We start from the raw sequence: 22420 nt of genomic DNA on the forward strand, positions 1-22420 counted from the left end.
GCTGGACTACAACCATCCCGCACCCGCCTACCTACGCCGTCGACATGCAACTGCCTCACGCGCCAGCAAGCCTTTCAGGCCGGCATGCGACCTATGCGGTCTGGCTGGTATACGGCCTCCTGTTGCTCTGCCTTGGCCTGATTTTCAAGCCCTTTTTCCCTCTGGACAGAGGATGGCTGGGTCATGACTACTCGCTGATGTTGCCCAACTGGCTGGATGGGCACATCTGGTTTTCCACGAACGGATTGAGCACCCCATGGTTTACACCGTCATTCTGTGCCGGTCAGCCCTTTTTTCCTGATCCGCAGTCCGCTTTTTATTCGTTTCCACAGTTACTGGCCATATTGGCCGGACCGATCAACGCCGCATATCTGTTGCTGTGCCTGAGCGCGAGCCTGATGTTCTGGGGCGGTTATCTGCTGGCGCGCAAGGTCTTTTTAACCGGGCCCCTGGCGGCAGTATTGGTGGGCGGCTTGCTGATGTTCAACGGGTTTCTTCCACATCGGATCATCATCGGGCATGTCGGCTTCCATGGGCTTGCCCTGGTGCCTTGGCTGGCCTTACTGCTCCTGCTGCCTATCCGCTCGCGACTCGATCAGGCCGGGATATCAGTGCTGGCGGGGGTTGTGCTTGCCTATTGGGTGCATTCCGGCCTCAGCACTCTGATGCTCGCGGGGGGCCTCGCTGTTTTCGTGATCGGTCTGCTGCATTGCATGAACGGCGGTGACCTCCGGCAGTTTATGGCGAGGGGATTGATTGCCAGCGTCGTCGGCTTGGCGCTTTCGGCGTCCAAGCTGATGGCAACCTTTTCCTTTCTTGCCCTTTTTCCTCGTACTTTTTATCCGCTGCCGGGCGCACCTTCATGGCATGAAGCGGCGGGAATGACCGTCGCAGCACTTTTTCTGGAGTCCCAGCAGGCCTACCAGATCGGCAAGGCTTCCATGACCAACCTGCAGGCCACGCAATCGCCGCACGAGTGGGCCTTCAACTTCGGGATGGCAAGCGCCGTTTTACTGGTTTGCCTTATGGTTGACAGGATTCGCCGAGCAACAACGGCATTTCGGCTTCCGGGCTGGCGTCAATTTCTGTTGGGCTCTGCCTTGCTGCTGAGCCTGGCCGTGCCTTTGGCACTTAACTACTTTGATCCGCGGTGGAATGCCTTCCTGAAGACGCTGCCCATCGTCAACTCGGCCAGCACACTGGTACGCTGGCTGGTGGTGTACATCACCATTTTCGCCGTCGGTATGGGCTTGCTGCTGCAACGCGCGACCTGGAAACGCTGGAAAAGCCTGGCCGTGGCAGCCTGCCTCACAGCAACAGTGGCGCAGTCAGCGCTTGAAGGCCGGGAGTTCTATTCATGGCAGGGATATGACCCCCGCAGTGTGCTAATCGCTGAAAAAAAATTACGGGACGGCACATTTGCCGCAGGAATCCGGGAACTCGGAAGCCGTGCAGACATGCAGACCGAGACGGGCATTCTGCGAGTGACATCCAACAACCTCCTGGCTGCAGGCAAGTCGGCGCTATTTTGCTATAACCCCGTTTTCGGCTACAGCCTGGAGAAATTCTCAGCAGAAGGCCTGACAACAGGGCCAGTTCTTGCCGAGCACAACGGTTTCCTGAACCTGAAAAACCCGGCCTGCTACGTCTACCCAAAAGAAAACAACTGCAAACCAGGCGATCTTTTCCGTGCAGATCAACGCGAGGAAGCCCAGAAATTCGCAAACTACAAGCCATTTGCTTTCAATTTCTCGGCACGCCAGGAAATGGCCAACCGGCTGTCGTATATCGCCTGGGTCTCGTTTGGGCTGCTCATGCTGGGATGGCTGGTTGCTACGCTTTGGCGTTGGCGCACGGCGCCCCGACAATCCAGGCAGCCAAACCAGGTGGCTTGAGCTTTTTCAGAGACGTTTCAGGTCCGGATAGCGAATGTATTCCACCAGTTCCTGGACTTTCTGGCTGGGTGGCGGGGTGAGCAGGCTCACCAGCACAATCACCGCAAAACCGACCGGAACACCGAAAAGCCCGGCCGAAATCGGGTCTATGCCCCACCACAGCTGCACCGGCGAGGTAATGCCGAAGGTGGCGCGCAGCCAGGCCTGGTTGGTGAACATGTAATACGAGGTTACGCCCAGGCCCGACACCATGCCCAGCACGGCCCCGATGCCGTTGGCGCGCTTCCAGAAGATCCCCAGGCTGAGCGCCGGGAAGAACGAGGCGGCGGCAAACGAGAACGCGGCCGACACCAGAAACAGGATGTCCGCCGGCTTTTGCGCCGCCACATAGGCCGCCAGCAAGGCCACGATCAGCAGCAATATCTTGGACACCGTCACCCGGCTCACCGTTGATGCATTGGGGTCGATCATCTTGTAATAAAGGTCGTGGCCCAGCGCATTGGCAATCGTCAGCAGCAGGCCGTCGGCGGTGGAAAGCGCGGCAGCCAGCCCACCCGCCGCCACCAGGCCTGAAATCACATACGGCAAGCCTGCCAGCTCGGGCGTCAGCAGCACCACAATATCGCCGCCTATGTTCATCTCATTGAGCTGCAGGATGTTGTCCTTGTTGATATCGGTGACCGACAGCAACGAAGGGTCCACCCTCGTCCAGGAATGCACCCAGGCGGGCAGCTGGTCAAACGGCATGCCCACCAGCACGGTGAATATCTCGTACTTCACCAGCACGGCCAGTGCCGGTGCGGTGAAATAAAGCAGGAAGATACACACCAGCGACCAGGTGACTGATTGCCGCGCTTCCCGCACACTGGGCACGGTGTAATAGCGCATGAGGATGTGCGGCAAGGCCGCCGTGCCCACCATGAGGCAAAAAACCAGCGCCAGAAAATTGCGGCGCGAAGTGTCGTAGGTCTCCTGCTCTTTCGGGGTCCCGTCCGGGTTGCCGGAGAACTGGGCCGCGTGGGCGGGCATGCCGTTAAGCGGCTGGGTTTTGACGTCCGCAGCGGCCCTGGCCGCCGTCCAGGCCTTGACGGCTGCGGCCTCGTCCCGGGGCATACCGGCCATCGCCCTGGCGGCCGATGAAATTTCAGCCACGGATGCATTGCCGCTTTTGAGCTGCTCCATTCGTTTGGCGGCGGCCAGCTTGTCGGCGGCCAGCGACTCGGCGGGGTGCTCCAGCCTGCCCGACAGCGCTTCCGAGCGCTGCCGGAACAGCTCGCGCACCTGCAACTCTTTGGGGTCGGCCGTCAGCTCTTTCTCCTTGGCCGTGACCTTTTCAAGCTGAAAGCCATAAACCAGTTGCGGTACCGGCACGCCAGTCTGCTTGACCGACAGCCAGATCACCGGAATGAGATAGGCCACCACCAGGATGATGTACTGGGCCACCTGCGTCCAGGTCACCGCGCGCATGCCGCCCAGGAACGAGCACACCAGAATGCCGCCCAGCCCCAGGAAGATACCCAGCTCGAACGCGATGCCGGTCAGGTAAGAGGTGATCAGGCCGACGCCGTAAATCTGCGCCACCAGATAGGTGAAGGAACACAGAATGGCCGCCGCCACGCCGATGAGCCGCGGCAGTCGCCCGCCGTAGCGCTCTCCCAGAAAATCCGGAATGGTGAACTGACCGAACTTGCGCAGGTAAGGCGCCAGCACCAGCGCCACCAGGCAGTAGCCGCCTGTCCAGCCCATGATGAAGGCCAGCCCGCTGTAACCCGTGAGGTAAAGCGTTCCCGCCAGGCCAATGAAGGAGGCCGCCGACATCCAGTCGGCGCCGGTGGCCATGCCGTTGTAGACCGCCGGCACGCGCCGCCCCGCGACATAGTATTCGGAGGCGTCGGTGGTGCGGCTCATGACGCCTATGCCCGCATAAAGGCCGATGGTGGCCAGCAAAAAGGCCGTACCTATCCAGAGGCGCGGCAGGCCCGCACGTTCCAGAAGCGCCAGGACGACCACAAACACCACCAGGCCCAGCGTGTACCAGCGGTAGATGCGGTCCAGCTGCTTTTTGAACTGCTGGCTCGAGAGCATGACCCCGTCGCGCGAACCAAAAAAGCCGCCCATTCAGTCCTCGTCCGCCACGTCATGCTCGATGTCGAGCCGGTTCATGTACCAGGCATAAAACCCGACAATGAGGCAATACACCACCAGGGCGCCCTGCGCGCCCATCCAGAAGCTGAAAGGCCAGCCAAAAAAAGTGAAATTCAGCGCCCGCGCGAAGTAGCTCACGCCGAACGTGACACTGAACCAGATCAGGAGCAGCGCAGCCGTCACAACCAGGTTCTTGCGCCAGTAACGGCGGTGACTCTCAGTGGGCTGCATGGGCTGCCTCGCCGGTGACCGCAAAAACGGCCTCGTTCTCGCGCTCGAACTGGGCCGCCACACGCGGCTCAAAGCGACTCAGGTGTGCAATCACCTTGCGCGCCTTGGCGGGCTGGCCCAGCGCCACCCACACCTGCGCGAGCCGATACCAGCCGTAAGGGCTCAAAGGCTGCAGGGCTGTGTTCTTTTTCAGGGCCTCGGCGGCTTCCTCAAACCGGTGCGCGTGAATGTGCACCAGCGCCAGGCCATACCAGGCCTGGTCCAGGCGCGCGTCCAGCACCACCGCCCGTTCAAAGGCCGGCCCGGCCTCGTCATGGCGCTCCGCCTGCTGCAACACGTAACCCAGGTTGAACCAGCCTGCCGCCTGCCCGGGCCTGACAGCGGTCAGTTGCCGAAGGCTGGCAATGGATTCCTGCGTGAGCTGGAGCTGCGCCGCCACATGGCCGCGGCTGGCCAGCGCATAAGGGTCTGCGGGGCGCAATTGCAGCATCTGATCAAAGACGGCCAGCGCGGCAGACCGTTTGGCGCAGGCGAGCAAAAGCAGTGCGCGTGTTTTCAGAAAACCATATTGGAGGGTGTTCCTTATTTGCCCTATTTGCACAGCGCCACTCCGATCTCCAGGCAGATGCGGATTTTGGCAATGGCAGCGGCAGCCCACACCAGCAGCAGCACCAAAAAAGCCACCAGCGGCAGGTGACGGTCCATCACCACCTGCGGAGATATCCAGCGTGCTGCCTTGACCCAAGGCAAGCCCACCAGCTGGAGCACACGATAAAACGGATTGCTGCCCTTGGCTGCGCCTGCCAGCAGGCCTACCGCCCATTGGCCGGCCAATGCAAGCAGAGCGATTTCAGTGAGCAGTTTGACGGTAGTGGCGACGGCAAGCATGGCTCATGGCAAACAGATGAAGGGATTAAGGGATGAAGGCAACAATTCCGATTGTCATCGGAGGCCTTGCCAATTGGCTTACCGGTAAACCTTCTGCCACCGGGGGTTTTCCCGTGGTCATCCAGTTGAAGCGCGCGAAAAAAATGCGCTGCGGATCTCTCCACAGCGCACCGTTTCAATTCATGTCAGCCGTCTTCAGTTGGCCAGTTGCTTCCAGGTGGCGATCACCGTATCAGGGTTCAGCGAGATGGAGCCAATGCCCTCGTCCTTCAGCCACTGCGCAAAGTCCGGGTGGTCGCTGGGGCCCTGGCCGCAGATGCCGACGTATTTGCCTTGCTTGCGGCAGGCCTGGATGGCCCGGCTCAGCATGGCCTTGACAGCAGGGTCGCGCTCGTCGAAGTCCTGGGCCAGGATGTCCAGGCCCGAATCGCGGTCCAGGCCCAGCGTGAGCTGGGTCAGGTCGTTCGAGCCAATCGAGAAACCATCGAAGAATTCAAGGAACTCATCGGCCAGGATGGCGTTGCTCGGCACTTCGCACATCATGATCACGCGAAGGTCTTTTTCGCCGCGCTTGAGGCCGTGCTGCGCCAGCAGGTCCGTGACCTTCTTCGCCTGGCCCAGGGTGCGGACAAACGGCACCATGACCTCAACGTTGACCAGGCCCATGTCGTCGCGCACGCGCCTGAGCGCTTCGCACTCCATCGCAAAAGCTTCACCGAAATCAGGGCTGAGGTAACGCGATGCGCCGCGAAAACCAAGCATCGGATTTTCTTCTTCGGGCTCGTAGCGTGAGCCGCCGATCAGCTTGCGGTATTCGTTGGACTTGAAGTCCGACAGACGCACGATCACCGGCTTGGGCCAGAAGGCCGCCGCGATGGTGGCCACGCCTTCGGTCACCTTGTCGACATAGAAGGCACGCGGCGAGGCATGGCCGCGTGCCACGCTTTCCACCGCCTTTTTCAGGTCGGCATCCACGTTGGGGTAATCAAGAATCGCCTTGGGGTGCACCCCGATGTTGTTGTTGATGACAAATTCCAGCCGTGCCAGGCCAACGCCGTGATTGGGGATCTGGCAGAAATCAAACGCCAGCTGCGGGTTGCCGACATTCATCGTGATCTTCAGGTCGATAGGCGGCATCTCACCGCGCTGCACTTCCGTCACTTCGGTCTCCAGCAGGCCGTCATAAATGTTGCCGGTATCGCCCTCAGCGCAGCTCACGGTGACGAGCATGCCGTCCTTCAGCGTTTCGGTGGCGTCGCCGCAGCCGACCACGGCCGGGATACCCAGCTCGCGCGCTATGATGGCGGCGTGGCAGGTGCGCCCGCCGCGATTGGTCACGATGGCACTGGCGCGCTTCATCACCGGTTCCCAGTTCGGGTCAGTCATGTCGGTCACCAGGATGTCGCCGGCCTGCACCTGGTCCATGTCCTTGATGTCGTGGACGATACGGACCGCGCCTGTACCGATCTTCTGGCCAATCGCCCGGCCTTCCGCCAGCACGGTACCGGTGCCCTTGAGCTTGTAGCGCTGCTCTGCCTTGCCCTTGGACTGGCTCTTGACGGTCTCGGGACGCGCCTGCAGGATGTAGAGCTCGCCGTCGATGCCGTCCTTGCCCCACTCGATGTCCATCGGGCGGCCGTAATGCGCTTCGATGATCAGCGCATAGCGGGCGAGCTGCTCAACGTCGGTGTCGGTCAGTGAATAGCGGTTACGCAGCTCGGTCGGCACATCAGTGGTCTTGACCAGCTTGCCGCCGGCTTTTTTCTCGTCGGCGCTGGTGAACTCCATCTGCAGCAGCTTGCTGCCCAGGTTGCGGCGAATGACGGCGCGTTTGCCCGCTTTGAGTATGGGCTTGTGCACGTAAAACTCGTCGGGGTTGACGGCGCCCTGCACCACCGTTTCACCGAGGCCGTAGCTGGAGGTGATGAACACCACGTCTTCAAAGCCGCTTTCGGTGTCGATGGTGAACATCACGCCGGCTGCGCCCTTGTCGCTACGCACCATGCGCTGGATGCCAGCGGACAGCGCCACGTCGGAATGGGCAAAGCCCTGATGCACCCGGTAGCTGATGGCGCGGTCGTTGTACAGCGAGGCGAACACCTCTTTCATCTTGTGCAGCACGTCCTCGATGCCGACGACGTTCAGGAAGGTTTCCTGCTGGCCGGCAAACGACGCGTCCGGCAAGTCCTCTGCCGTGGCGGATGAGCGCACCGCAAAGCTGGCCTGGGCATTGCCGGCGCTGAGGGCGGCAAAACTGTCGCGAACGGCTTTTTCCAGATCGGCCGGGAAAGGCTGGGCTTCAACCAGCTTGCGGATTTTGGCGCCGGCTTCGGCCAGCGCGCGCACATCATCGGTGTTGAGCGTGTCCAGCACGCCGTTGATTTTTTTGTCGAGGCCGTCATGCGCCAGGAACACGCGAAAGGCGTGGGCCGTAGTGGCAAATCCGGTGGGAACACGAACCCCGTTGGGGCCGGTCGGCAGTTGCGAAATCATTTCGCCGAGGCTGGCGTTCTTGCCGCCGACAGACTCGACGTCTGTCATCCTCAGGTTTTCAAACGGTACGACCAGGGCGGTCGCCTCAAACAGCTTGGACATGAAAATACTCCGGGAGGTTTAAAAACCGTGGAATTCACCATGCGCGGCAAGCAACCTTGTTGTTGTTGGAAGGGGTTGTGGCGGGGCATGATGTGACAAACTGGATAATTGCCACGATTGTAGGGGCCTCGGGCCCGGCGTGCCGTGTCAGGCTTTCACCCGGCTTTCAACCAGCGAAACCCTTATTTCCCTTCCCTGTCCCTCATTTATCCCCTTCCCATGTCCCAACGCACCGTTTTTTTCATCTCCGACGGCACCGGCATCACCGCTGAAACCTTTGGTAACGCCATCCTGGCGCAGTTTGAATTCAAGCCGCGCCACGTGCGCCTGCCTTTTATCGACAGCGTGGACAAGGCCCACCAGGCGATCCGGCAGATCAATCACACCGCCGAAGTCGAGGGCAAACGCCCCATCGTCTTCACGACGCTGGTGAACATGGAGATCCTCGCCGTCATCAAGGCCCACTGCAACGGCATGCTGCTGGACATGTTCGGCATGTTTGTGGCGCCGCTGGAGGGTGAGCTGGGCATCAAGTCCAACCACCGGGTTGGCCGGTTTTCAGATGCCTCCAAGAGCAAGGAATACGACGACCGCATCGAGGCGATCAATTTCTCGCTGGCGCATGACGACGGCCAGAGCAACCGCGACCTGGCCGGTTCGGACGTGATCCTGGTGGGCGTGAGCCGCAGCGGCAAGACGCCGACCTCGCTCTATCTGGCCATGCAGTACGGCCTGAAGGCCTCCAACTACCCATTGATCCCCGAAGATTTCGAGCGCCGCCAGCTACCGCCGGCGCTGGTGCCACACCGCAAGAAGATCTTCGGGCTGACCATCGCGCCCGAGCGCCTGGCGCAGATCCGCAATGAACGCCGGCCCAACTCCAAATACGCCAGCCTGGAGAACTGCCGCGACGAAATCCATGAGGCCGAGGCCATGATGCGGCGCGAAGGCATACGCTGGCTGTCAACCACCACCAAATCGATTGAAGAGATCGCCACCACCATCCTGCAGGAAATCCGGCCCGAGCGGCTGGAGTACTGAGGCGGGGCCCGGTACATCCCATGCCTCTGCACGCGATGCACAAGGTGAGCCCGTTTTTTCCCGGGGATCGGGTGAGTTGCTACTGATTTGATAGCTGCTTGCACCCGCCCCTATTGGCCAGGAAACATTTTTTAGCGAAAAATAGAGCCCTGGGCCTGGTTAAAAATTTCGCATGAAATCAGCCGTTAACCCAATCCCGACGTGCGCGAGCAGCTATCTTTTTTATAGCAGCACCGGGTCAGCCCAGCACCGCCACCCCCTTGACCTGCGCGTACACACGGCTGCCGGGCTGCAATTGCAAGGATTCCGCTGATTTTTGGGTGAGCCGTGCCAGCAGCGCGCTGCCGCCGGCGTCCAGACCGACCATCACCTGTCCCGGGCTGTCGGCTGAAAGGCCGGTGACGGTGACCGCAAAGATGTTCTGCACGCTGGTGCCCTCCTGGCGCTCCAGCGTCAGGCTCACATCACGCGCCTGGATGCGCACGCGCACGCGCTGGCCGACCTGCAGCGAAGGGTTGAGCAGGCTGATGCGTCCGCCTGGAAACTCGGCATGGCTCATGTGCCATTCAGGCTCGACGGCGCTGATCACTGCATCCATCACCGCGGCCGCGGCGTCGCCGTGCGCCAGCGGCAGGTCCAGCCGCGTCATCAGCTCGCGCGTGGGGCCTGAGGCCGTGACGCGGCCGGCATCCAGCAGCACCAGGTGGTCGGCCAGCCGGGCGACCTCATCGGGCGCGTGGCTGACGTAGAGCACGGGCATGTCGAGTTCGTCATGCAGGCGCTCCAGGTAGGGCAGGATTTCGGCCTTGCGGGCGATGTCCAGCGAGGCCAGGGGCTCGTCCATCAACAAAAGCCGCGGGCTGGTGGCCAGCGCGCGCGCGATGGCCACGCGCTGGCGCTCGCCGCCCGAAAGCGTGCCGGGCATGCGCCGCATCAGTTTTTGCAAGCCCAGCAATTCAATGGCATGTTCCAGCGAGATGCGGCGCTGGCCAGCCGGCACGCGCCGCTGGCCGAAATCGAGGTTGCGGTGCACGTCCAGGTGGGCGAACAGGCTCGCTTCCTGGAACACATAGCCCAGCGGCCGCTGATGCACCGGCAAGAAGACGCCGGCCTTGTCGTCTTGCCAGACTTCGCCATTGACCGAGAGATGGCCGGCCGCTGCCCGCTCCAGTCCGGCAATGCTGCGCAGCAGGCTGGTTTTGCCCGAACCCGAGGGACCGAAGATGGCCGTGACGCCGCGCCCCGGCAAGGCCAGCGACACGTCGAGCGAGAAATCGGTGAAGACACGATGAAACGAGGCGGTGATGCCGCCTTCGACAAGGCTGGCTGGCTTCATGCGCCCTGCCCTTTGCGCCGGCCCGGCTGCAGGGCATTGAAGGTATAGAGCGCCAGCAGTACCAGAAAGGAAAACACCAGCAGGCCGCCGGCCAGCCAGTGCGCCTGGCGGTATTCAAGCGCCTCCACATGGTCGTAGATCTGCACCGACATCACGCGTGTCTTGCCGGGAATGTTGCCCCCCATCATGAGCACGATGCCGAACTCGCCCACCGTGTGAGCAAAGCCCATGACGGCGGCCGTCAAGTAGGCGGGCCGTGCCAGCGGCAGCACCACGCTGAAAAAAGTGTCCAGCGGCGAGGCGCGCAAGGTGGCGGCGGCTTCCAGCGGCCGTTCGCCAATCGCCTCAAAGGCGTTTTGCAGCGGCTGCACGACGAAGGGCATGGAATACAGCACCGAACCCACCACGAGCCCGGCAAAGGTAAACGGCAGCACACCCCAACCTAGCGATTGCGTGAGCTGACCAACCGGGCCGTTCGGCCCCATCAGTACCAGCAGATAAAAGCCCAGCACCACCGGAGGCAAGACCAGCTGCAAGGCCACCAGCGCACCCACCGGCCCTTTGAGCCACGAACGCGTGCGCGCCAGCCACCAGGCCAAGGGCGTTCCGGCCAGCAGCAGCACCACGGTGGTGGTGGCGGCCAGCCGCAAGGTCAGCGCCAGCGCCTGAAGGCTTGCATCGTCGAGCATGGTTCAGTGTCGCCTCTATGCCGCTTCTATGCCGCGTTCAGGGCTCGTAGCCGAAGGAGCGAATCACCGCCCTGGCCTTCTCTGTTTTCAGAAAAACCATCAGCCGCGCCGCGGCCTTGCTGTCTTTGGCCTTGGCCAGCAGCACCGCGTCCTGGCGGATCGGACTGTGCAGGCTCTCGGGAACAATCCAGGCCGAGCCCGACCTGATTTTTCCGCCTTCGTAGACCTGCGAGAGCGCGATAAAACCCAGCTCCGCATTGCCGGTGGAGACAAAGCTGAAGGCCTGGCCGATGCTTTCACCCTGCACCAGTTTGGGCTCCAGGGCGACTTGCAGGCCGAGCTTGTTCATCGTCTCAACCGCGGCAGCGCCGTAGGGCGCGAGCTTGGGTGCGGCAATGGCGATCTTTTTGAAGTCGCCCTTTTTCAGGACCTCGCCCTGCGCATCGACCACGCCGGGCTGGGCCGACCAGAGCACCAGCTTGCCGGTGGCATAGGTAAAGCGGCTGCCGTTCACGGCCGCGCCCTCTTTCTCCAGCTTCGCGGGGGTTTCGTCGTCAGCCGCAAGAAACACTTCAAACGGCGCGCCATGGATGATCTGCGCATAAAACTTGCCGGTAGCGCCAAAGGTCAGCACGGCTTTGTGGCCGGTGTCTTTTTCAAAGTCCGCAGCAATCAGTTTCATGGGCGCGGTGAAATTGGCTGCCACGGCAACCTGGACATCATCGGCCAGCGCAGCGGCCGATGCCAGCACGAGACACAGACCCGGCAGCCAGCGCGACGCAGTTTTGAACATGATGAAACTCCGACGATGAAGGATGGGAGACGACAGTGAGGGAGGCGAAGATGCGTTTGAAAGAAGCCACTCCTGCCGATTCGCTATTCTATTTTAGAATAGCGGTACCCGTCTCGAGGCTCCCATGAAAAAAGCCGCCAATTCCTCGCCCGCCGCTCCCTCCTTCGCAAGCGCCTTCAGCCACGAGCCGGCCGACAAGCGCATCGAAATCCTGCGCCTGGTCGGCGAAAGCGGCTCGATCTCGCAGGCGGCGCGGCAGGCCAAGGTCAGCTACAAGGCCGCCTGGCAGGCCATCGACACCCTTACCAACCTGGCCGGCGTGGCGCTGGTGGAGCGCGCCGTGGGCGGCTCTGGCGGTGGCGGCGCCACCCTGACGCCGGCGGGCCAGAAGCTGCTGGCAGTAGCGGGCCTCTTGAGCGAAACACGTAGCCAGGTGCTGGCGGGCTTCAAAGCCAATGAACTGCTGCTGCCCCGCGCGCTGCCGGTACTGTCCAGCATGAGCGTGCGCACCAGCATGCGCAACCAGCTACCTTGCCAGGTCGACAAGCTGGAGGTGCGCGGCCAGATGGCACGCGTGCATCTGACGCTGGCCGGCGGGGCGATGCTGGTATCGCGCATTACCAAAGCCAGTGCCGAATTGCTGGGCCTGCAAAAAGGCCAAACCGTGTTGGCGCTGTGCAAGGCCACGGCGGTGACCGTGACGGCGCAGTCACCTGCGGCCGCCGCGGTGCAAGGTGTGCAAGGCCTCAATGGCCAGGCCGTTCGCATCAGCCGGGGTGCTACAGGCGATGAAGTGTCGCTACAACTTGATGGTGGTTTGCAGCTGGTGGGTTTCGCAGCGGCCGGCAGCGGACTGAAGACCAAGGCCCTTGTCCAGGCCTTGATCGACGAATCCGCTATGGTGATTGCTCTGTCGACCTGAGTATCTGTAGTTCTAGATGAGCGCGTCGAACAAATACTGGCACGGCCCAGGCGCCCTGCCCTGCGTGGCCACCGGGTGTGCCACCACTCCCCAGACTTTCTCGATGCATACCGGCGTGAGCACATCGGCGGTCGCCCCGCTGCCGACAACCAGCCCGCCCTGCAGCACCACGCAGCGGTCGCTATAACGCAACGCCAGATTCAAGTCATGCAGCACAGCCACCACGCCCACGCCCTGAGCTGTGGCCCAGGCGCGCACCAGCTGCAGCATGCGGTGCTGGTGTTGTAAATCCAGCGCGGCAGTAGGTTCATCCAGCAGCAACCAACGCACCGGGCCATCGCCAGCGATGCCGGCAACAGGCTCCCACACCTGCGCCAGCGCGCGCGCCAGGTGAACGCGCGCCTTCTCACCACCCGAGAGCGTGTTGAGCGAACGGTGCTGCAGATGCTCGACCGCGGTGGCCTGCATGGCCTGCAGCACCACATCCACATCACGCTTGCCGGGATGGCGGCGGTGCGGGTAGCGGCCCAGCTCGACCACTTCACGCACAGTGAACTCAAACGCTACCTGTGTTTCCTGCGCCACCGAGGCACGTACTCGCGCAAGATCAGCCGACGCATAGGCCGGCAGCGCCCTGCCGGCCAGGTAGACATGGCCGCCTGTGGGCTGGCGCTGCCCGGTCAGCAGCGACATCAAAGTGGACTTGCCTGCGCCGTTGGGTCCCAGCACCGCCGTAACCTGCCCTGCGATGAATTGCGCCGAAGCCGCCTGCAGCAGCGAGCGGCCGGGTACCTCGACGCCCACACCCACCACCTCCAGCATGCCGGCCAGTGGCGAAAAATCTGTCTGATTACGTGCGTTCACTGGCATGCCCTCATAGCCGGCTCCGGAAGTGACGCAGCAGCAGTAAAAAGAAAGGCACGCCGACAAAGGCCGTCAGCACACCCAGCGGCAGCTCGGCCGGCTTGACCACGGTGCGGGCCACGCTGTCGGCCACCAGCACCAGCGCCGCACCCAACAGGGCCGAGCCCGGCAACACAATGCGGTGGTCGGGCCCGGCCACCAGGCGCACGCAATGCGGGGCCACCAGCCCAATGAAGCCGATGATGCCGGTGGTGGCCGTGACCGCGCCAACGGCCAGCGCCGTCACGAGCACGGCGAAACGCTTGACGCGCTCGACCGGCACGCCCAGCAAGGCTGCCTGGGCTTCGCCCAGTGCGATGGCATTGAGGGGTTTGGCCAATGTCAGGCCGGCGCATACCGCGGCCAGCACCACGGAAAACACCAGCGCCACCGCGCTCCAGCGCGCGCCGCCCAGGCTGCCGAGCAGCCAGAACTGGATGTTGCGCAACTGCTCATCGGTGGCAAGGAAAGTGAGGTAACCCAGGCCCGCACCGGCCAGCGCATTCACGGCAATGCCGGCCAGCAGCATGATGCCGACGCGTGTGGCGCCGTCCTGCTGCGACAGCGCATACACCAGCACCGTGACCAGCAAGCTGCCCATAAAAGCCATGAGCACCAGCGTCCAGCTGCCCAGCGTACGCGGCATGTCGGGGAACCACAGGCTGCCCAGCACGATGGTCATGCCCGCAGCCAGCGCCGCACCGCTGCTGACACCGATCAGGCCGGGGTCGGCCAGCGGGTTGCGAAACAGGCCCTGCATCAGCGCGCCCGACATGCCCAGCGCCGCGCCGGCCGCCACGCCCAGCAGCAGGCGCGGCAGGCGGATGTTCATGAAAACCAGGTGCTCGGGTGTGGGCTGGCTATTGCCTGCCAGCATGTCCACCAGGACAGTCCACAACTGAAAAGGGCTGATAGCGTAGGCGCCCCGTGCGCTACCAGCTATAAAACTGATAGCAAGCAACAGAAAACCCATACCTAGTACTGCCGCGGCATGCCAGCGCCGGTGATCGCCGTGCAGCAGGGTTGCCTTCATGCGCGCGCCTTGCGCCTGGCCGCATGCGGAGCCGACTGCACTAACAACAGCCGGTTGCCTTCGCAGTCGCTGACGCCCCACTCGGTTCCCCACTCCTGCTCCACCAGGCTGTGCAGCGCCTGGCCGGGCGCCGACTGCAAGGCCATGTGCCATTGTTCGATGCTGTCCACCAGCAGGCGGCAGGCGAAACGCTGCGGCGCCATGTCGGCGCGGCGCTGCCAAAGCTGGACCGTCACCGACTCGCGCGTGAGCACCGCGATCACACCGGGCACGCTGTGCTGCACGGAAAAGCCCCAGTTGCTGCAATAAAACGCCTGTGTCCGGCGCAAGTCGGCGCAGTGCAGAACGGCTGGTGTGCGTGCGCACAGGACTTCCGTCATGACGGGTTTCAGGGGCCCGCTCATGCCAGCGCTTTCAGGCTGGCCCGGTGCAACTCGGCCACGGCCTGCGGCAGGCGCGGGCCAAAACCTATCAGGTAAAGCGCATCAAGCGCCACCAGCGCACGGCGCTTGTAGGCGGGTGTGAGCTCGAGGCCCGGGCGCTGCCAGAATTTCTCAATCCCGCCGATGGCTTCAATGCCCTGTGTGGTCGTGACGATCACATCCGGCGCGGCCGTCACCAAGGCCTCGGGTGTCATCGGGCGGTAGCCGCTGAAGTTGGCGGAACTGCCGGGCGTGATCAAGGCGTTGTCCAGGCCCGCGTAGCGAAACATGGCGTGCGCGGCGGTCTTGTCGCCGGCGACCTGGGGGCTGCCTGAATGGCTGAGAATAAAAACGGCACGGGGTTTGCGGCCGGTTTTACGGGCCACCGCGGCGATCACTTCGGCCCACTGGGTATCGAGCTTTGCCTGCAACGCGGCGGCTTGCGCGACACGCGAAGTCGCGCGCCCGACGGCCGCGACCTTGCGCTGGACTTCCGCCCAGCTGTGGTCGGCATCAACGAGTTCCACCTTGACGCCGGCACTTCGGATCTGGTCCATCACCACATTCGGGCCAGCTTCCGTGGTGCCGATCACCGCATCCGGCTTGAGCGAGAGCAGCCCTTCGGCCGAGAGCTGGCGCATATAGCCAACCTTGGGGGTTTGCAATGCAGCGGCAGGAAACAGGCTGGTGGTGTCGGTGCCAACCAGCTGTTTTTCAGCGCCCAGCGCGTACACGATTTCCGTGGTCGCGCCGCTCACCGAGACGATGCGCGGCATCTTCGCCGGCACTTGGGCCAGCACAGCAGTCGCAGACAGGCCGCAAACGCTTGAGACGGCGGTAACCGCCGGGAGTGAAAAATACCGCAGGGCGTCCCGCCGCGAGGGCGTGCGCGGAAGCGCCAGCTGAAGTGTGTCGGGGTGATTTTTCATGGGCATTCTTTCGGAAAGTCATGACTCAAGCGTGCTCTGGGTTCAGGGCCGGGCTGGCAAGAGACGAGAGCCGGGGCAGCCGCGCTGCAATGTCGCGCCAGGCTTGCTGCTCCGGCACACCAGGTTTGCGGCTGCCAAAGAACATGGCCATCAATTCGCCCGCGCCGTCAAACACTTCCACCGACGTGACGATTCCGTCTACCGTGGGCTTTTTCACGATCCAAGCGGTTTTGATCATGTCTTCGCGCAGGTGCAGGTTGAAACCGGCGTCCAGCACGTTGATCCAATGCGCCGTGGATGTGACCATGGGCTCGATGCGCTTGACGGGGCCGCTGTGGATCTGGATGCATCCGCTGCTGCTGACAAACACCATGATGGACGCGCCGTCCATCGCCGACTCGTCCAGCAGCCTGCGCACGATGCCCAAGTCGGCGCGTTCGGTGAAGTGCCCCTGCACCAGCCTGAAGGCCTGCTGGCGTTCCGCGCCGAACTTGCTGATCAGGCCGAAGAACTGGTGCGTGTCCGTCATTTCACTCCAGCCCTGCAACAGGCCGGCCGTGTCGATCTCGGTGTCGGGTTTGGGCGCCGCCTTGGGGGGAGCCGGTGTGAAGGTGTAGTCCTTTTCCACGTCGGTGAACTGCTCGATGATGTCGTTGAAGGCATCGCGGTCAGTTTCAGCGCGCACAAACACCTTGTGCACCGCTACGCCGTGCGCGTCAAAGAATTGCAGGCTTTGCGACGGTGGGTTCTTCGTATCGTTGGCGGGCTCGAGCACCGCAAAGCACGCATGCCAGCGGCTGAAGAAAAGACGCAGGTCGATGTCCTCGCCCAATGCCAGGCCCATGTGGCCGGTCGCATTGATGTTCTGGTAGATGCCGGTTTTCTCATGCACGGTGGATTCATTGCGCGTCAGCGCCATGACCGGGCCGCACAACTCCAGGGCCTGGAGGATTTCAACCCAGGGACCTTTGAGCGGAACGGCTTTGAGGGGCTGGCCGTGCGCGCCCGCATGGGCTGCTATCGCCCGGCCTTCGCTGAGCCCCAGGCTTTCAGCGGCATCTTTGGCGCGCTTGCCGCTGCTGCGCGCGGCCACGAAACGTTCTCGCACACTGGCATCGCTCATGACCGGCGTGACGGCCGGCGCCTGGGTTGCGGCCACTGGCCGCGTCTGGGTTTGAAGGACTGCACTCATTGAAGGGTCTCCGGGGTTGTGTGCCAAAGCACGCGGTGGATGGGGGTGTCGTTTATTTCTGCCGGCATGGCGCCCTGCTGCAAATCCTGGCCCTGCGGCAGCAGGCGCACCCACAGGACATGCAGGTTGGTGGCAATGGCTCTGAAACTGGGCGGCGCGCCGGGATGATGCGAAAGCATGAACAGGTTGGCGATGATTTTTTCCGCCATCAATGCGCGCTGCCCTTCGCAGCAGGCCTGGGCGTGGCCGGTCATCAGGGCCAGCGTGCCGGCCAGCAAGGCTTCAGCCGTGGGAAGTCCGGGCGTGTCAGCCGTCCCGACGTCGGGGTCGTTGATGCCGTGGTCGGGAAACTGGCTCATGCGCATTCCTTCATGAAGACGATCAGGGGTTGAATCAGAAATCGGCCACCAGCGACACGTTGAAGTGGCGACCGGGCTGGGTGTACGAGTCCAGCGCCAATGAATTGGCGGCGACACCGCGCACGTCGGACCAGTTCCAGTACTTCTTGTTGGTGAGGTTGACAATGGCCGCGTTGACGCGCAGGGTCTTGCTGATGCGCCACTGCCCGCTCAGGTCAACCGTGGTGGCCGCCGGTACCGCGAACTGTGGTGTCGTGGCCGGGGCCGTACCGATCTGCTGCGTGCCAATGTCGCTGAATTTCTTGGCCGAATGGTGGCTGGCGTCAAGCCGGACATCCCAGCCTGCGGTTTCATACTTCACACCCAGCGTGAGCTTGGCCGGGTCGATGGTGTCCAGCGGCAGGCCGGTGTTCTTGACGGTGCCGCGGGTTTCGCCATAGGAAAACGGCGTGCTCAGACGGCCGTCACCCAGCCGACCCCAATCCATGCTGCCCTTGACTTCAAAGCCGCTGATCGTCGCATTGTCGATGTTGATGGACTGGAAGACCGTCGTCGGACTGATCGAGACTGTTGCGTTGTCCTGGATCAGGTTGTTGAAGCGGCCATAGAACACGGCGGCATCGAGGGTCAGCCGTTCGAGATTGCCGCGCACGCCGAATTCCAGGTTTTTGCTTTTCTCGGGCTTGAGGTTGGGGTTGGGAATGGTCCTGTAGTTCTGCGCCACGTTTTCAAAAAACGCATTGACCTGCCCGGCGTTAGGCGCCCGGAAGCCGCTCGCATAGTTGCCGAAAACGCTCCACTGCGGCGTTGCGCGATAGAGAACACCGAACTTGGGCGAAACCGCCGAACCGGACAAAGACACGGGAGTGGCCGCAAAACCCGCCTGGCTGGCGTCGATGCTGAAGCGGTCGATCCGCACGCCCGGCGTGAGGCTCCAGTCGCCGCTGATCAGCTCATCCTGCAAATACAGTGCTGCGCTGGATTCCGTGGTGTCGGGAAAACGCTTGACCGGAAAAGTCTCAGGCGCCGTCGGTGCAATGCCGGTTTGAAGGTTGCTGATTTTCGCGCGGGTGTAGTCAACGCCGTAGGTGAGTTTTTGCGCCCATTGGCCCACAGGCCGGATGACCTTGTCTGCCTGCATGCTGGCCTGTAGCGTGCGCTCCTGGTAGTAGGTGTCGCGTGTCCGCAGGGGTGTGGCACCGGTGCGGGTCTCTTTGGCGAACTCGCGCGACTTGGCGTCCTGGTAGCTCAGCACGGTTTGCAGGTTGTCGGCCAGGGCGGCATCAAGTTTGTACTTTGCGTCCCAGGTGAGCCGGTTGCGGTCCATATTGCTGAAGCCGTCGGTACTCAGTACCGTCGCGGAACGCGCAGCCGTCAGCAGGTCATAAACCGATTTCTTGTCGACATGCTCAAAAGTCAACACATGCTTTTGCCCTGCCGCGGGACGCAGCACCGCCTTGGCCAGCAACGAATTGCCGGTGTCGGTTTGCGGGTTCGGCGTTGTCCTGGCAACACCCAGGGTGTTGTTGCTTCCCTTGTTGTCCAGCTCCTGACTGTGATTGCTCGCTACTGTCAGCTGAACATCCAGCACTTCATTGGCACGCGCAGCAATGGTCGCGGACACGCCGAAGCCCTTGTCGTCGCCGCTGTAAGTGGTGGAAGCGCGGCCGCCAATGGTTTTGCCGTCCTTCAGAAAATCTTCGGGCTCGTAGGTGATGAAATTCACCAGGCCCGCGATGCCGTCAGACCCGTAAAGCACCGAGGCCGGACCTTTGACAAGCTCAATCCGCTTGACCAGGTCAATCGACAAGGTGTCGCGGCCGAAAGAATTGACGTTGAAGCTGTAGCTGCGCGGTATGCGAATGCCATCGACCAGCATCAGTACGCGGTTGCCATCCAGCCCCCGGATATTGAAACCCGCATTGCCGTCCCGGCCCGTATCACCGCCGGTGGCAAAACCAAAACGCACGGGCGCACGCCGCACTGAGACATTGGGAATGTTTTTGACCGCATCACGAATGTCGCGGATCTGGCCCTGCTCAATGTCGGTTGCATTGAGGACGTCGATGGTCATCGGAAGGTCTTCAATCGCCTGCTCTGTGCGGGAGCCGCTGACCACGATCTCTTTCAGGGCTGCAACCTGCACCGGAGCGTTTGCCACCGGCTGTGCATGCGCGGCAAAGCCGGCGCTACAGGCCAGACCGGCCAACAAGGAAATTTCGCGCAAGGCGAAGCGGGAAGATGGATGGATCGACGTCACGTGCAAGCCCAAAAAGTGAAACATTTGGAGGGCTTGCTGCCGTAACGGTGAAGCCTGAAGGCTTGCGTTACTTGTGGCTGGCTCTGAGGAGATCGAAGTATATGCGAATTATTCTCATTCGCAACAATTAGATGCAAAATAGTCTGGGTGATAACACCCTTCGTGCGTCTCCCGCTCTGTGTTCCCCTCCGTCAGTCACCACCTGGTCACAGCGAATAACAAGAATGGACAGGCAAAAATCGCCGCACCACGCCTATTCGATAAATAGTTAATATCTATCGATACATGAAATATAAAAGAGTTATACTATCGTCTCGAAAGCATTTTTACCAGTTCTTTAACCCAGCATAGGAAGCCATCTAGATGTCCCTGATCAATACCCAAGTCCAGCCTTTCAAAACCCAAGCTTTCCTCAATGGCAAGTTCATCGACGTTTCAGACGAATCGCTGAAGGGCAAATGGTCGGTCCTGATCTTCATGCCAGCTGCATTCACTTTCAACTGCCCCACGGAAGTTGAAGATGCTGCTGACAACTACGCCGAATTCCAGAAGGCCGGTGCAGAGGTTTACATCGTCACCACCGACACGCACTTCTCGCACAAGGTCTGGCACGAAACCTCCCCTGCTGTCGGCAAGGCCAAGTTCCCCTTGGTGGGCGACCCTACCCACACGCTGACCAAGGCGTTTGACGTGTTCATCCCTGAAGAAGGCCTGGCACTGCGCGGTACCTTCGTGATTAACCCCGAAGGCGTCATCAAGACGGCTGAAGTGCACTCCAACGAGATCGCCCGCGACGTCAAGGAAACCCTGCGCAAGCTGAAGGCGGCCCAATACACCGCCGCACACCCCGGCCAGGTCTGCCCTGCCAAGTGGAACGAAGGCGCCAAGACGATCGCTCCGTCCATCGACCTGGTTGGCAAGATCTAAGAACAGGTTCTAACGCCCTGCTGCCTTCCTGACGAAGGCCCGGGCCCCGGCACACGCGCGTGTGCCGTCCCGGGCTTTTTTGTTCCCCATTGAAATTGAAAGTGAGTCCCTCATGCTCGACGACGCCACCAAAGCCCAACTGAAAAGCTATCTCGAACGCGCCACTGCGCCCATCGAAATCGTCGCCTCGCTCGACGGTAGCGAGGCTTCGGGCGAAGTGCTGTCGCTGCTGAAAGACGTGGCTGAGTCCTCGCCGTTGGTCAAACTGACCGAAAGCCGCGACGACCCGCACCGCAAGCCCTCGTTTTCGATCAACCGCCCCGGTGAAAACCACGGCCCGCGTTTCGCCGGCCTGCCCATGGGCCATGAATTCACCTCGCTGATCCTGGCGCTGCTGCAGATCGGCGGCTACCCGCCCAAAGTCGAGCAACCCGTGCTGGAGCAGATCCGCGCGCTCGACGGCGATTTCGATTTCGAGGTGTATGTCTCGCTGACCTGCCACAACTGCCCGGATGTGGTCCAGGCGCTGAACCTGATGGCAGTGCAAAACCCGCGCATCAAGACCACCATGATCGAGGGCGGTACCTTCCAGGATGAAGTGAAGGAGCGCGAGATCATGGGCGTGCCCACGGTCTTCCTCAACGGAACCATGTTCGGAAACGGCCGCATGAGCCTGGAAGAAATCCTGGCCAAGATCGACACCAGCGGCGTGGAACGTGAAGCCAAAATCATCGACAAAAAGGAAGCCTTCGACGTGCTGATCGTCGGCGGCGGCCCGGCCGGCGCAGCTGCGGCTGTGTATGCCGCACGCAAGGGCATCCGCACCGGCGTGGCGTCCGAGCGCTTTGGCGGCCAGGTACTGGACACACTGGGCATCGAGAACTTCATCTCCATCAAGGAAACCGAAGGCCCCAAGTTTGCCCACGCGCTGGAAGAGCACGTGCGCAACTACGACGTTGACATCATGAACCTGCAGCGCGCCAAGGCGCTGGTGCCGAACAGCGGGCCGGACAAAAACCTGATTGAAGTGCAGCTTGAAAGCGGCGCCTCGCTCAGGAGCAAGTCCATCGTGATCTCGACCGGCGCACGCTGGCGCAACATCAACGTGCCCGGCGAACACGAGTTCAAGAACAAGGGCGTGGCCTACTGCCCGCACTGCGACGGCCCGCTCTTCAAGGGCAAGCGCGTGGCGGTGATCGGCGGCGGCAACTCGGGCGTCGAGGCGGCGATTGACCTGGCCGGCATCGTCGGCCATGTGACGCTGATCGAGTTCGACACTGCGCTGCGCGCCGACGCCGTGCTGCAGCGCAAGCTGAACAGCCTGCAGAACGTGACGGTGTTCACCAACGCGCAAACGACCGAAATCACCGGCGACCAGAAGGTCAACGGCCTGATCTACAAAGACCGCGCCAGCGGCGAGCTGAAAACCGTTGAGCTTGAAGGTGTGTTCATCCAGATCGGCCTGGTGCCCAACACCGACTGGCTCAAGGGCGTGGTGGACCTGTCCAAACACGGCGAGATCATCGTCGACGCCAAGGGCCAGACTTCGGTGCCGGGCGTGTTCGCGGCGGGCGACGTGACAACCGTGCCCTTCAAGCAGATCATCATCGCGGCCGGTGAAGGCGCCAAGGCGGCGCTCAGCGCGTTTGACTACCTGATCCGTAGCCCTATTGCTGCGTAATACATGGGTGACGGTCCGGCCATGGGCTGAACCGCTGAAGCTCAAAAGCCGCCCTCAATCGGGGCGGCTTTTTTTTCGCACGCAGAATGCGAATCCCCCTCTAAAACCAGACATTTCGAAGGGTTCATCAGATGAGAATTACTCTCATCTGATGTATAGTTCCCAGCATCCTCTTTCGC

At 62.0% G+C, this 22420-nt stretch carries 20 protein-coding genes; 5 read left to right on the forward strand and 15 right to left on the reverse strand.

Going from position 1 to position 22420, the window contains the following annotated elements; genetic code table 11:
* Positions 1 to 44: 44 nt before the first annotated feature.
* The gene (locus ACXJKE_RS01400) at positions 45 to 1895 is read left to right on the forward strand and encodes a hypothetical protein (protein WP_457278785.1); all 1851 of its coding nucleotides are present in this window, start codon (positions 45 to 47) and stop codon (positions 1893 to 1895) included.
* A 6-nt stretch (positions 1896 to 1901) separates the two neighbouring features.
* On the opposite strand, the gene ACXJKE_RS01405 is transcribed toward ACXJKE_RS01400, so the two are convergent.
* The 5 genes from ACXJKE_RS01405 to ppsA all read right to left on the reverse strand — a co-directional run bounded on the left by ACXJKE_RS01405 (position 1902) and on the right by ppsA (position 7754).
* A complete protein-coding gene (locus tag ACXJKE_RS01405) occupies positions 1902 to 4013 on the reverse strand; it encodes a sodium:solute symporter family protein (protein ID WP_457278786.1) in 2112 nt (703 codons plus the stop codon).
* Positions 4014 to 4271, reverse strand: a complete 258-nt coding sequence (locus ACXJKE_RS01410; protein WP_457278787.1) for a DUF4212 domain-containing protein — start codon at positions 4269 to 4271, stop codon at positions 4014 to 4016.
* Positions 4258 to 4872: a tetratricopeptide repeat protein gene (locus ACXJKE_RS01415; protein ID WP_457278788.1), complete on the reverse strand. Its 615-nt coding sequence runs from the start codon at positions 4870 to 4872 to the stop codon at positions 4258 to 4260. Before ACXJKE_RS01415 ends, ACXJKE_RS01410 begins: the two co-directional genes overlap by 14 nt.
* Positions 4863 to 5159, reverse strand: coding sequence for a hypothetical protein (locus ACXJKE_RS01420; protein WP_457278789.1), 297 nt, complete (start codon positions 5157 to 5159; stop codon positions 4863 to 4865). The genes ACXJKE_RS01415 and ACXJKE_RS01420 overlap by 10 nt, the downstream gene beginning before the upstream one ends.
* Positions 5160 to 5354: 195 nt before the next feature.
* A complete protein-coding gene (gene ppsA / locus ACXJKE_RS01425; protein WP_457278790.1) occupies positions 5355 to 7754 on the reverse strand; it encodes a phosphoenolpyruvate synthase in 2400 nt (799 codons plus the stop codon).
* A gap of 219 nt (positions 7755 to 7973) precedes the next feature.
* Here ppsA and ppsR point away from each other — a divergent pair, with 219 nt between their 5' ends.
* Entirely contained in the window at positions 7974 to 8795 is an 822-nt protein-coding gene (ppsR, locus tag ACXJKE_RS01430; protein ID WP_457278791.1) for a posphoenolpyruvate synthetase regulatory kinase/phosphorylase PpsR, read from the forward strand.
* A 238-nt stretch (positions 8796 to 9033) separates the two neighbouring features.
* On the opposite strand, the gene modC is transcribed toward ppsR, so the two are convergent.
* The 3 genes from modC to modA are packed head-to-tail and all read right to left on the reverse strand — an operon-like array spanning position 9034 to position 11613.
* Positions 9034 to 10131, reverse strand: a complete 1098-nt coding sequence (gene modC, locus ACXJKE_RS01435) for a molybdenum ABC transporter ATP-binding protein (RefSeq protein ID WP_457278792.1) — start codon at positions 10129 to 10131, stop codon at positions 9034 to 9036.
* Positions 10128 to 10820, reverse strand: coding sequence for a molybdate ABC transporter permease subunit (gene modB / locus ACXJKE_RS01440; protein ID WP_457278793.1), 693 nt, complete (start codon positions 10818 to 10820; stop codon positions 10128 to 10130). Before modB ends, modC begins: the two co-directional genes overlap by 4 nt.
* Before the next feature lie 37 nt (positions 10821 to 10857).
* A complete protein-coding gene (gene modA / locus ACXJKE_RS01445) occupies positions 10858 to 11613 on the reverse strand; it encodes a molybdate ABC transporter substrate-binding protein (RefSeq protein WP_457278794.1) in 756 nt (251 codons plus the stop codon).
* 124 nt (positions 11614 to 11737) lie between these two features.
* Between modA and ACXJKE_RS01450 the strand changes: the two genes are divergently transcribed.
* Positions 11738 to 12535, forward strand: coding sequence for a TOBE domain-containing protein (locus tag ACXJKE_RS01450; RefSeq protein WP_457278795.1), 798 nt, complete (start codon positions 11738 to 11740; stop codon positions 12533 to 12535).
* 12 nt (positions 12536 to 12547) lie between these two features.
* Here ACXJKE_RS01450 and ACXJKE_RS01455 read toward each other — a convergent pair whose 3' ends face one another.
* From ACXJKE_RS01455 to ACXJKE_RS01485, 7 genes are read right to left on the reverse strand one after another with little or no spacing between them, the layout of a single operon-like run.
* Entirely contained in the window at positions 12548 to 13399 is an 852-nt protein-coding gene (locus ACXJKE_RS01455) for a heme ABC transporter ATP-binding protein (RefSeq protein ID WP_457278796.1), read from the reverse strand.
* A 10-nt stretch (positions 13400 to 13409) separates the two neighbouring features.
* Complete coding sequence (locus ACXJKE_RS01460) at positions 13410 to 14471, reverse strand: FecCD family ABC transporter permease (protein ID WP_457278797.1); 1062 nt, start codon at positions 14469 to 14471, stop codon at positions 13410 to 13412.
* A complete protein-coding gene (locus ACXJKE_RS01465; protein WP_457278798.1) occupies positions 14468 to 14875 on the reverse strand; it encodes a hypothetical protein in 408 nt (135 codons plus the stop codon). The genes ACXJKE_RS01460 and ACXJKE_RS01465 overlap by 4 nt, the downstream gene beginning before the upstream one ends.
* Positions 14872 to 15822: a heme/hemin ABC transporter substrate-binding protein gene (locus tag ACXJKE_RS01470; protein WP_457278799.1), complete on the reverse strand. Its 951-nt coding sequence runs from the start codon at positions 15820 to 15822 to the stop codon at positions 14872 to 14874. Before ACXJKE_RS01470 ends, ACXJKE_RS01465 begins: the two co-directional genes overlap by 4 nt.
* A gap of 25 nt (positions 15823 to 15847) precedes the next feature.
* On the reverse strand, positions 15848 to 17014 hold the full coding sequence (locus ACXJKE_RS01475; protein WP_457278800.1) for a hemin-degrading factor: 1167 nt from the start codon (positions 17012 to 17014) through the stop codon (positions 15848 to 15850).
* Positions 17011 to 17373: a hypothetical protein gene (locus ACXJKE_RS01480; protein WP_457278801.1), complete on the reverse strand. Its 363-nt coding sequence runs from the start codon at positions 17371 to 17373 to the stop codon at positions 17011 to 17013. The genes ACXJKE_RS01475 and ACXJKE_RS01480 overlap by 4 nt, the downstream gene beginning before the upstream one ends.
* A gap of 34 nt (positions 17374 to 17407) precedes the next feature.
* Positions 17408 to 19657, reverse strand: a complete 2250-nt coding sequence (locus ACXJKE_RS01485; RefSeq protein WP_457278802.1) for a TonB-dependent hemoglobin/transferrin/lactoferrin family receptor — start codon at positions 19655 to 19657, stop codon at positions 17408 to 17410.
* Positions 19658 to 19996: 339 nt separating this feature from the next.
* Between ACXJKE_RS01485 and ahpC the strand changes: the two genes are divergently transcribed.
* Both ahpC and ahpF read left to right on the forward strand, forming a co-directional pair.
* Entirely contained in the window at positions 19997 to 20560 is a 564-nt protein-coding gene (gene ahpC / locus ACXJKE_RS01490) for an alkyl hydroperoxide reductase subunit C (RefSeq protein WP_007874200.1), read from the forward strand.
* Between the two features lie 112 nt (positions 20561 to 20672).
* The gene (gene ahpF, locus ACXJKE_RS01495) at positions 20673 to 22241 is read left to right on the forward strand and encodes an alkyl hydroperoxide reductase subunit F (RefSeq protein ID WP_457278803.1); all 1569 of its coding nucleotides are present in this window, start codon (positions 20673 to 20675) and stop codon (positions 22239 to 22241) included.
* Positions 22242 to 22420 lie beyond the last annotated feature (179 nt).

It is taken from the genome of Polaromonas sp. P5_D5 (assembly GCF_054049435.1).

What these genes read in the sequence shown, in the direction of transcription:
- ACXJKE_RS01400 (WP_457278785.1), top strand. Translation starts at nt 45, where the DNA reads ATGCAACTGCCTCACGCGCCAGCAAGCCTTTCAGGCCGGCATGCGACC.
- ACXJKE_RS01405 (WP_457278786.1), bottom strand. Translation starts at nt 4,013, where the DNA reads ATGGGCGGCTTTTTTGGTTCGCGCGACGGGGTCATGCTCTCGAGCCAG.
- ACXJKE_RS01410 (WP_457278787.1), bottom strand. Translation starts at nt 4,271, where the DNA reads ATGCAGCCCACTGAGAGTCACCGCCGTTACTGGCGCAAGAACCTGGTT.
- ACXJKE_RS01420 (WP_457278789.1), bottom strand. Translation starts at nt 5,159, where the DNA reads ATGCTTGCCGTCGCCACTACCGTCAAACTGCTCACTGAAATCGCTCTG.
- ppsA (WP_457278790.1), bottom strand. Translation starts at nt 7,754, where the DNA reads ATGTCCAAGCTGTTTGAGGCGACCGCCCTGGTCGTACCGTTTGAAAAC.
- ppsR (WP_457278791.1), top strand. Translation starts at nt 7,974, where the DNA reads ATGTCCCAACGCACCGTTTTTTTCATCTCCGACGGCACCGGCATCACC.
- modC (WP_457278792.1), bottom strand. Translation starts at nt 10,131, where the DNA reads ATGAAGCCAGCCAGCCTTGTCGAAGGCGGCATCACCGCCTCGTTTCAT.
- modB (WP_457278793.1), bottom strand. Translation starts at nt 10,820, where the DNA reads ATGCTCGACGATGCAAGCCTTCAGGCGCTGGCGCTGACCTTGCGGCTG.
- modA (WP_457278794.1), bottom strand. Translation starts at nt 11,613, where the DNA reads ATGTTCAAAACTGCGTCGCGCTGGCTGCCGGGTCTGTGTCTCGTGCTG.
- ACXJKE_RS01450 (WP_457278795.1), top strand. Translation starts at nt 11,738, where the DNA reads ATGAAAAAAGCCGCCAATTCCTCGCCCGCCGCTCCCTCCTTCGCAAGC.
- ACXJKE_RS01460 (WP_457278797.1), bottom strand. Translation starts at nt 14,471, where the DNA reads ATGAAGGCAACCCTGCTGCACGGCGATCACCGGCGCTGGCATGCCGCG.
- ACXJKE_RS01465 (WP_457278798.1), bottom strand. Translation starts at nt 14,875, where the DNA reads ATGAGCGGGCCCCTGAAACCCGTCATGACGGAAGTCCTGTGCGCACGC.
- ACXJKE_RS01470 (WP_457278799.1), bottom strand. Translation starts at nt 15,822, where the DNA reads ATGAAAAATCACCCCGACACACTTCAGCTGGCGCTTCCGCGCACGCCC.
- ACXJKE_RS01475 (WP_457278800.1), bottom strand. Translation starts at nt 17,014, where the DNA reads ATGAGTGCAGTCCTTCAAACCCAGACGCGGCCAGTGGCCGCAACCCAG.
- ACXJKE_RS01480 (WP_457278801.1), bottom strand. Translation starts at nt 17,373, where the DNA reads ATGAGCCAGTTTCCCGACCACGGCATCAACGACCCCGACGTCGGGACG.
- ACXJKE_RS01485 (WP_457278802.1), bottom strand. Translation starts at nt 19,657, where the DNA reads ATGTTTCACTTTTTGGGCTTGCACGTGACGTCGATCCATCCATCTTCC.
- ahpC (WP_007874200.1), top strand. Translation starts at nt 19,997, where the DNA reads ATGTCCCTGATCAATACCCAAGTCCAGCCTTTCAAAACCCAAGCTTTC.
- ahpF (WP_457278803.1), top strand. Translation starts at nt 20,673, where the DNA reads ATGCTCGACGACGCCACCAAAGCCCAACTGAAAAGCTATCTCGAACGC.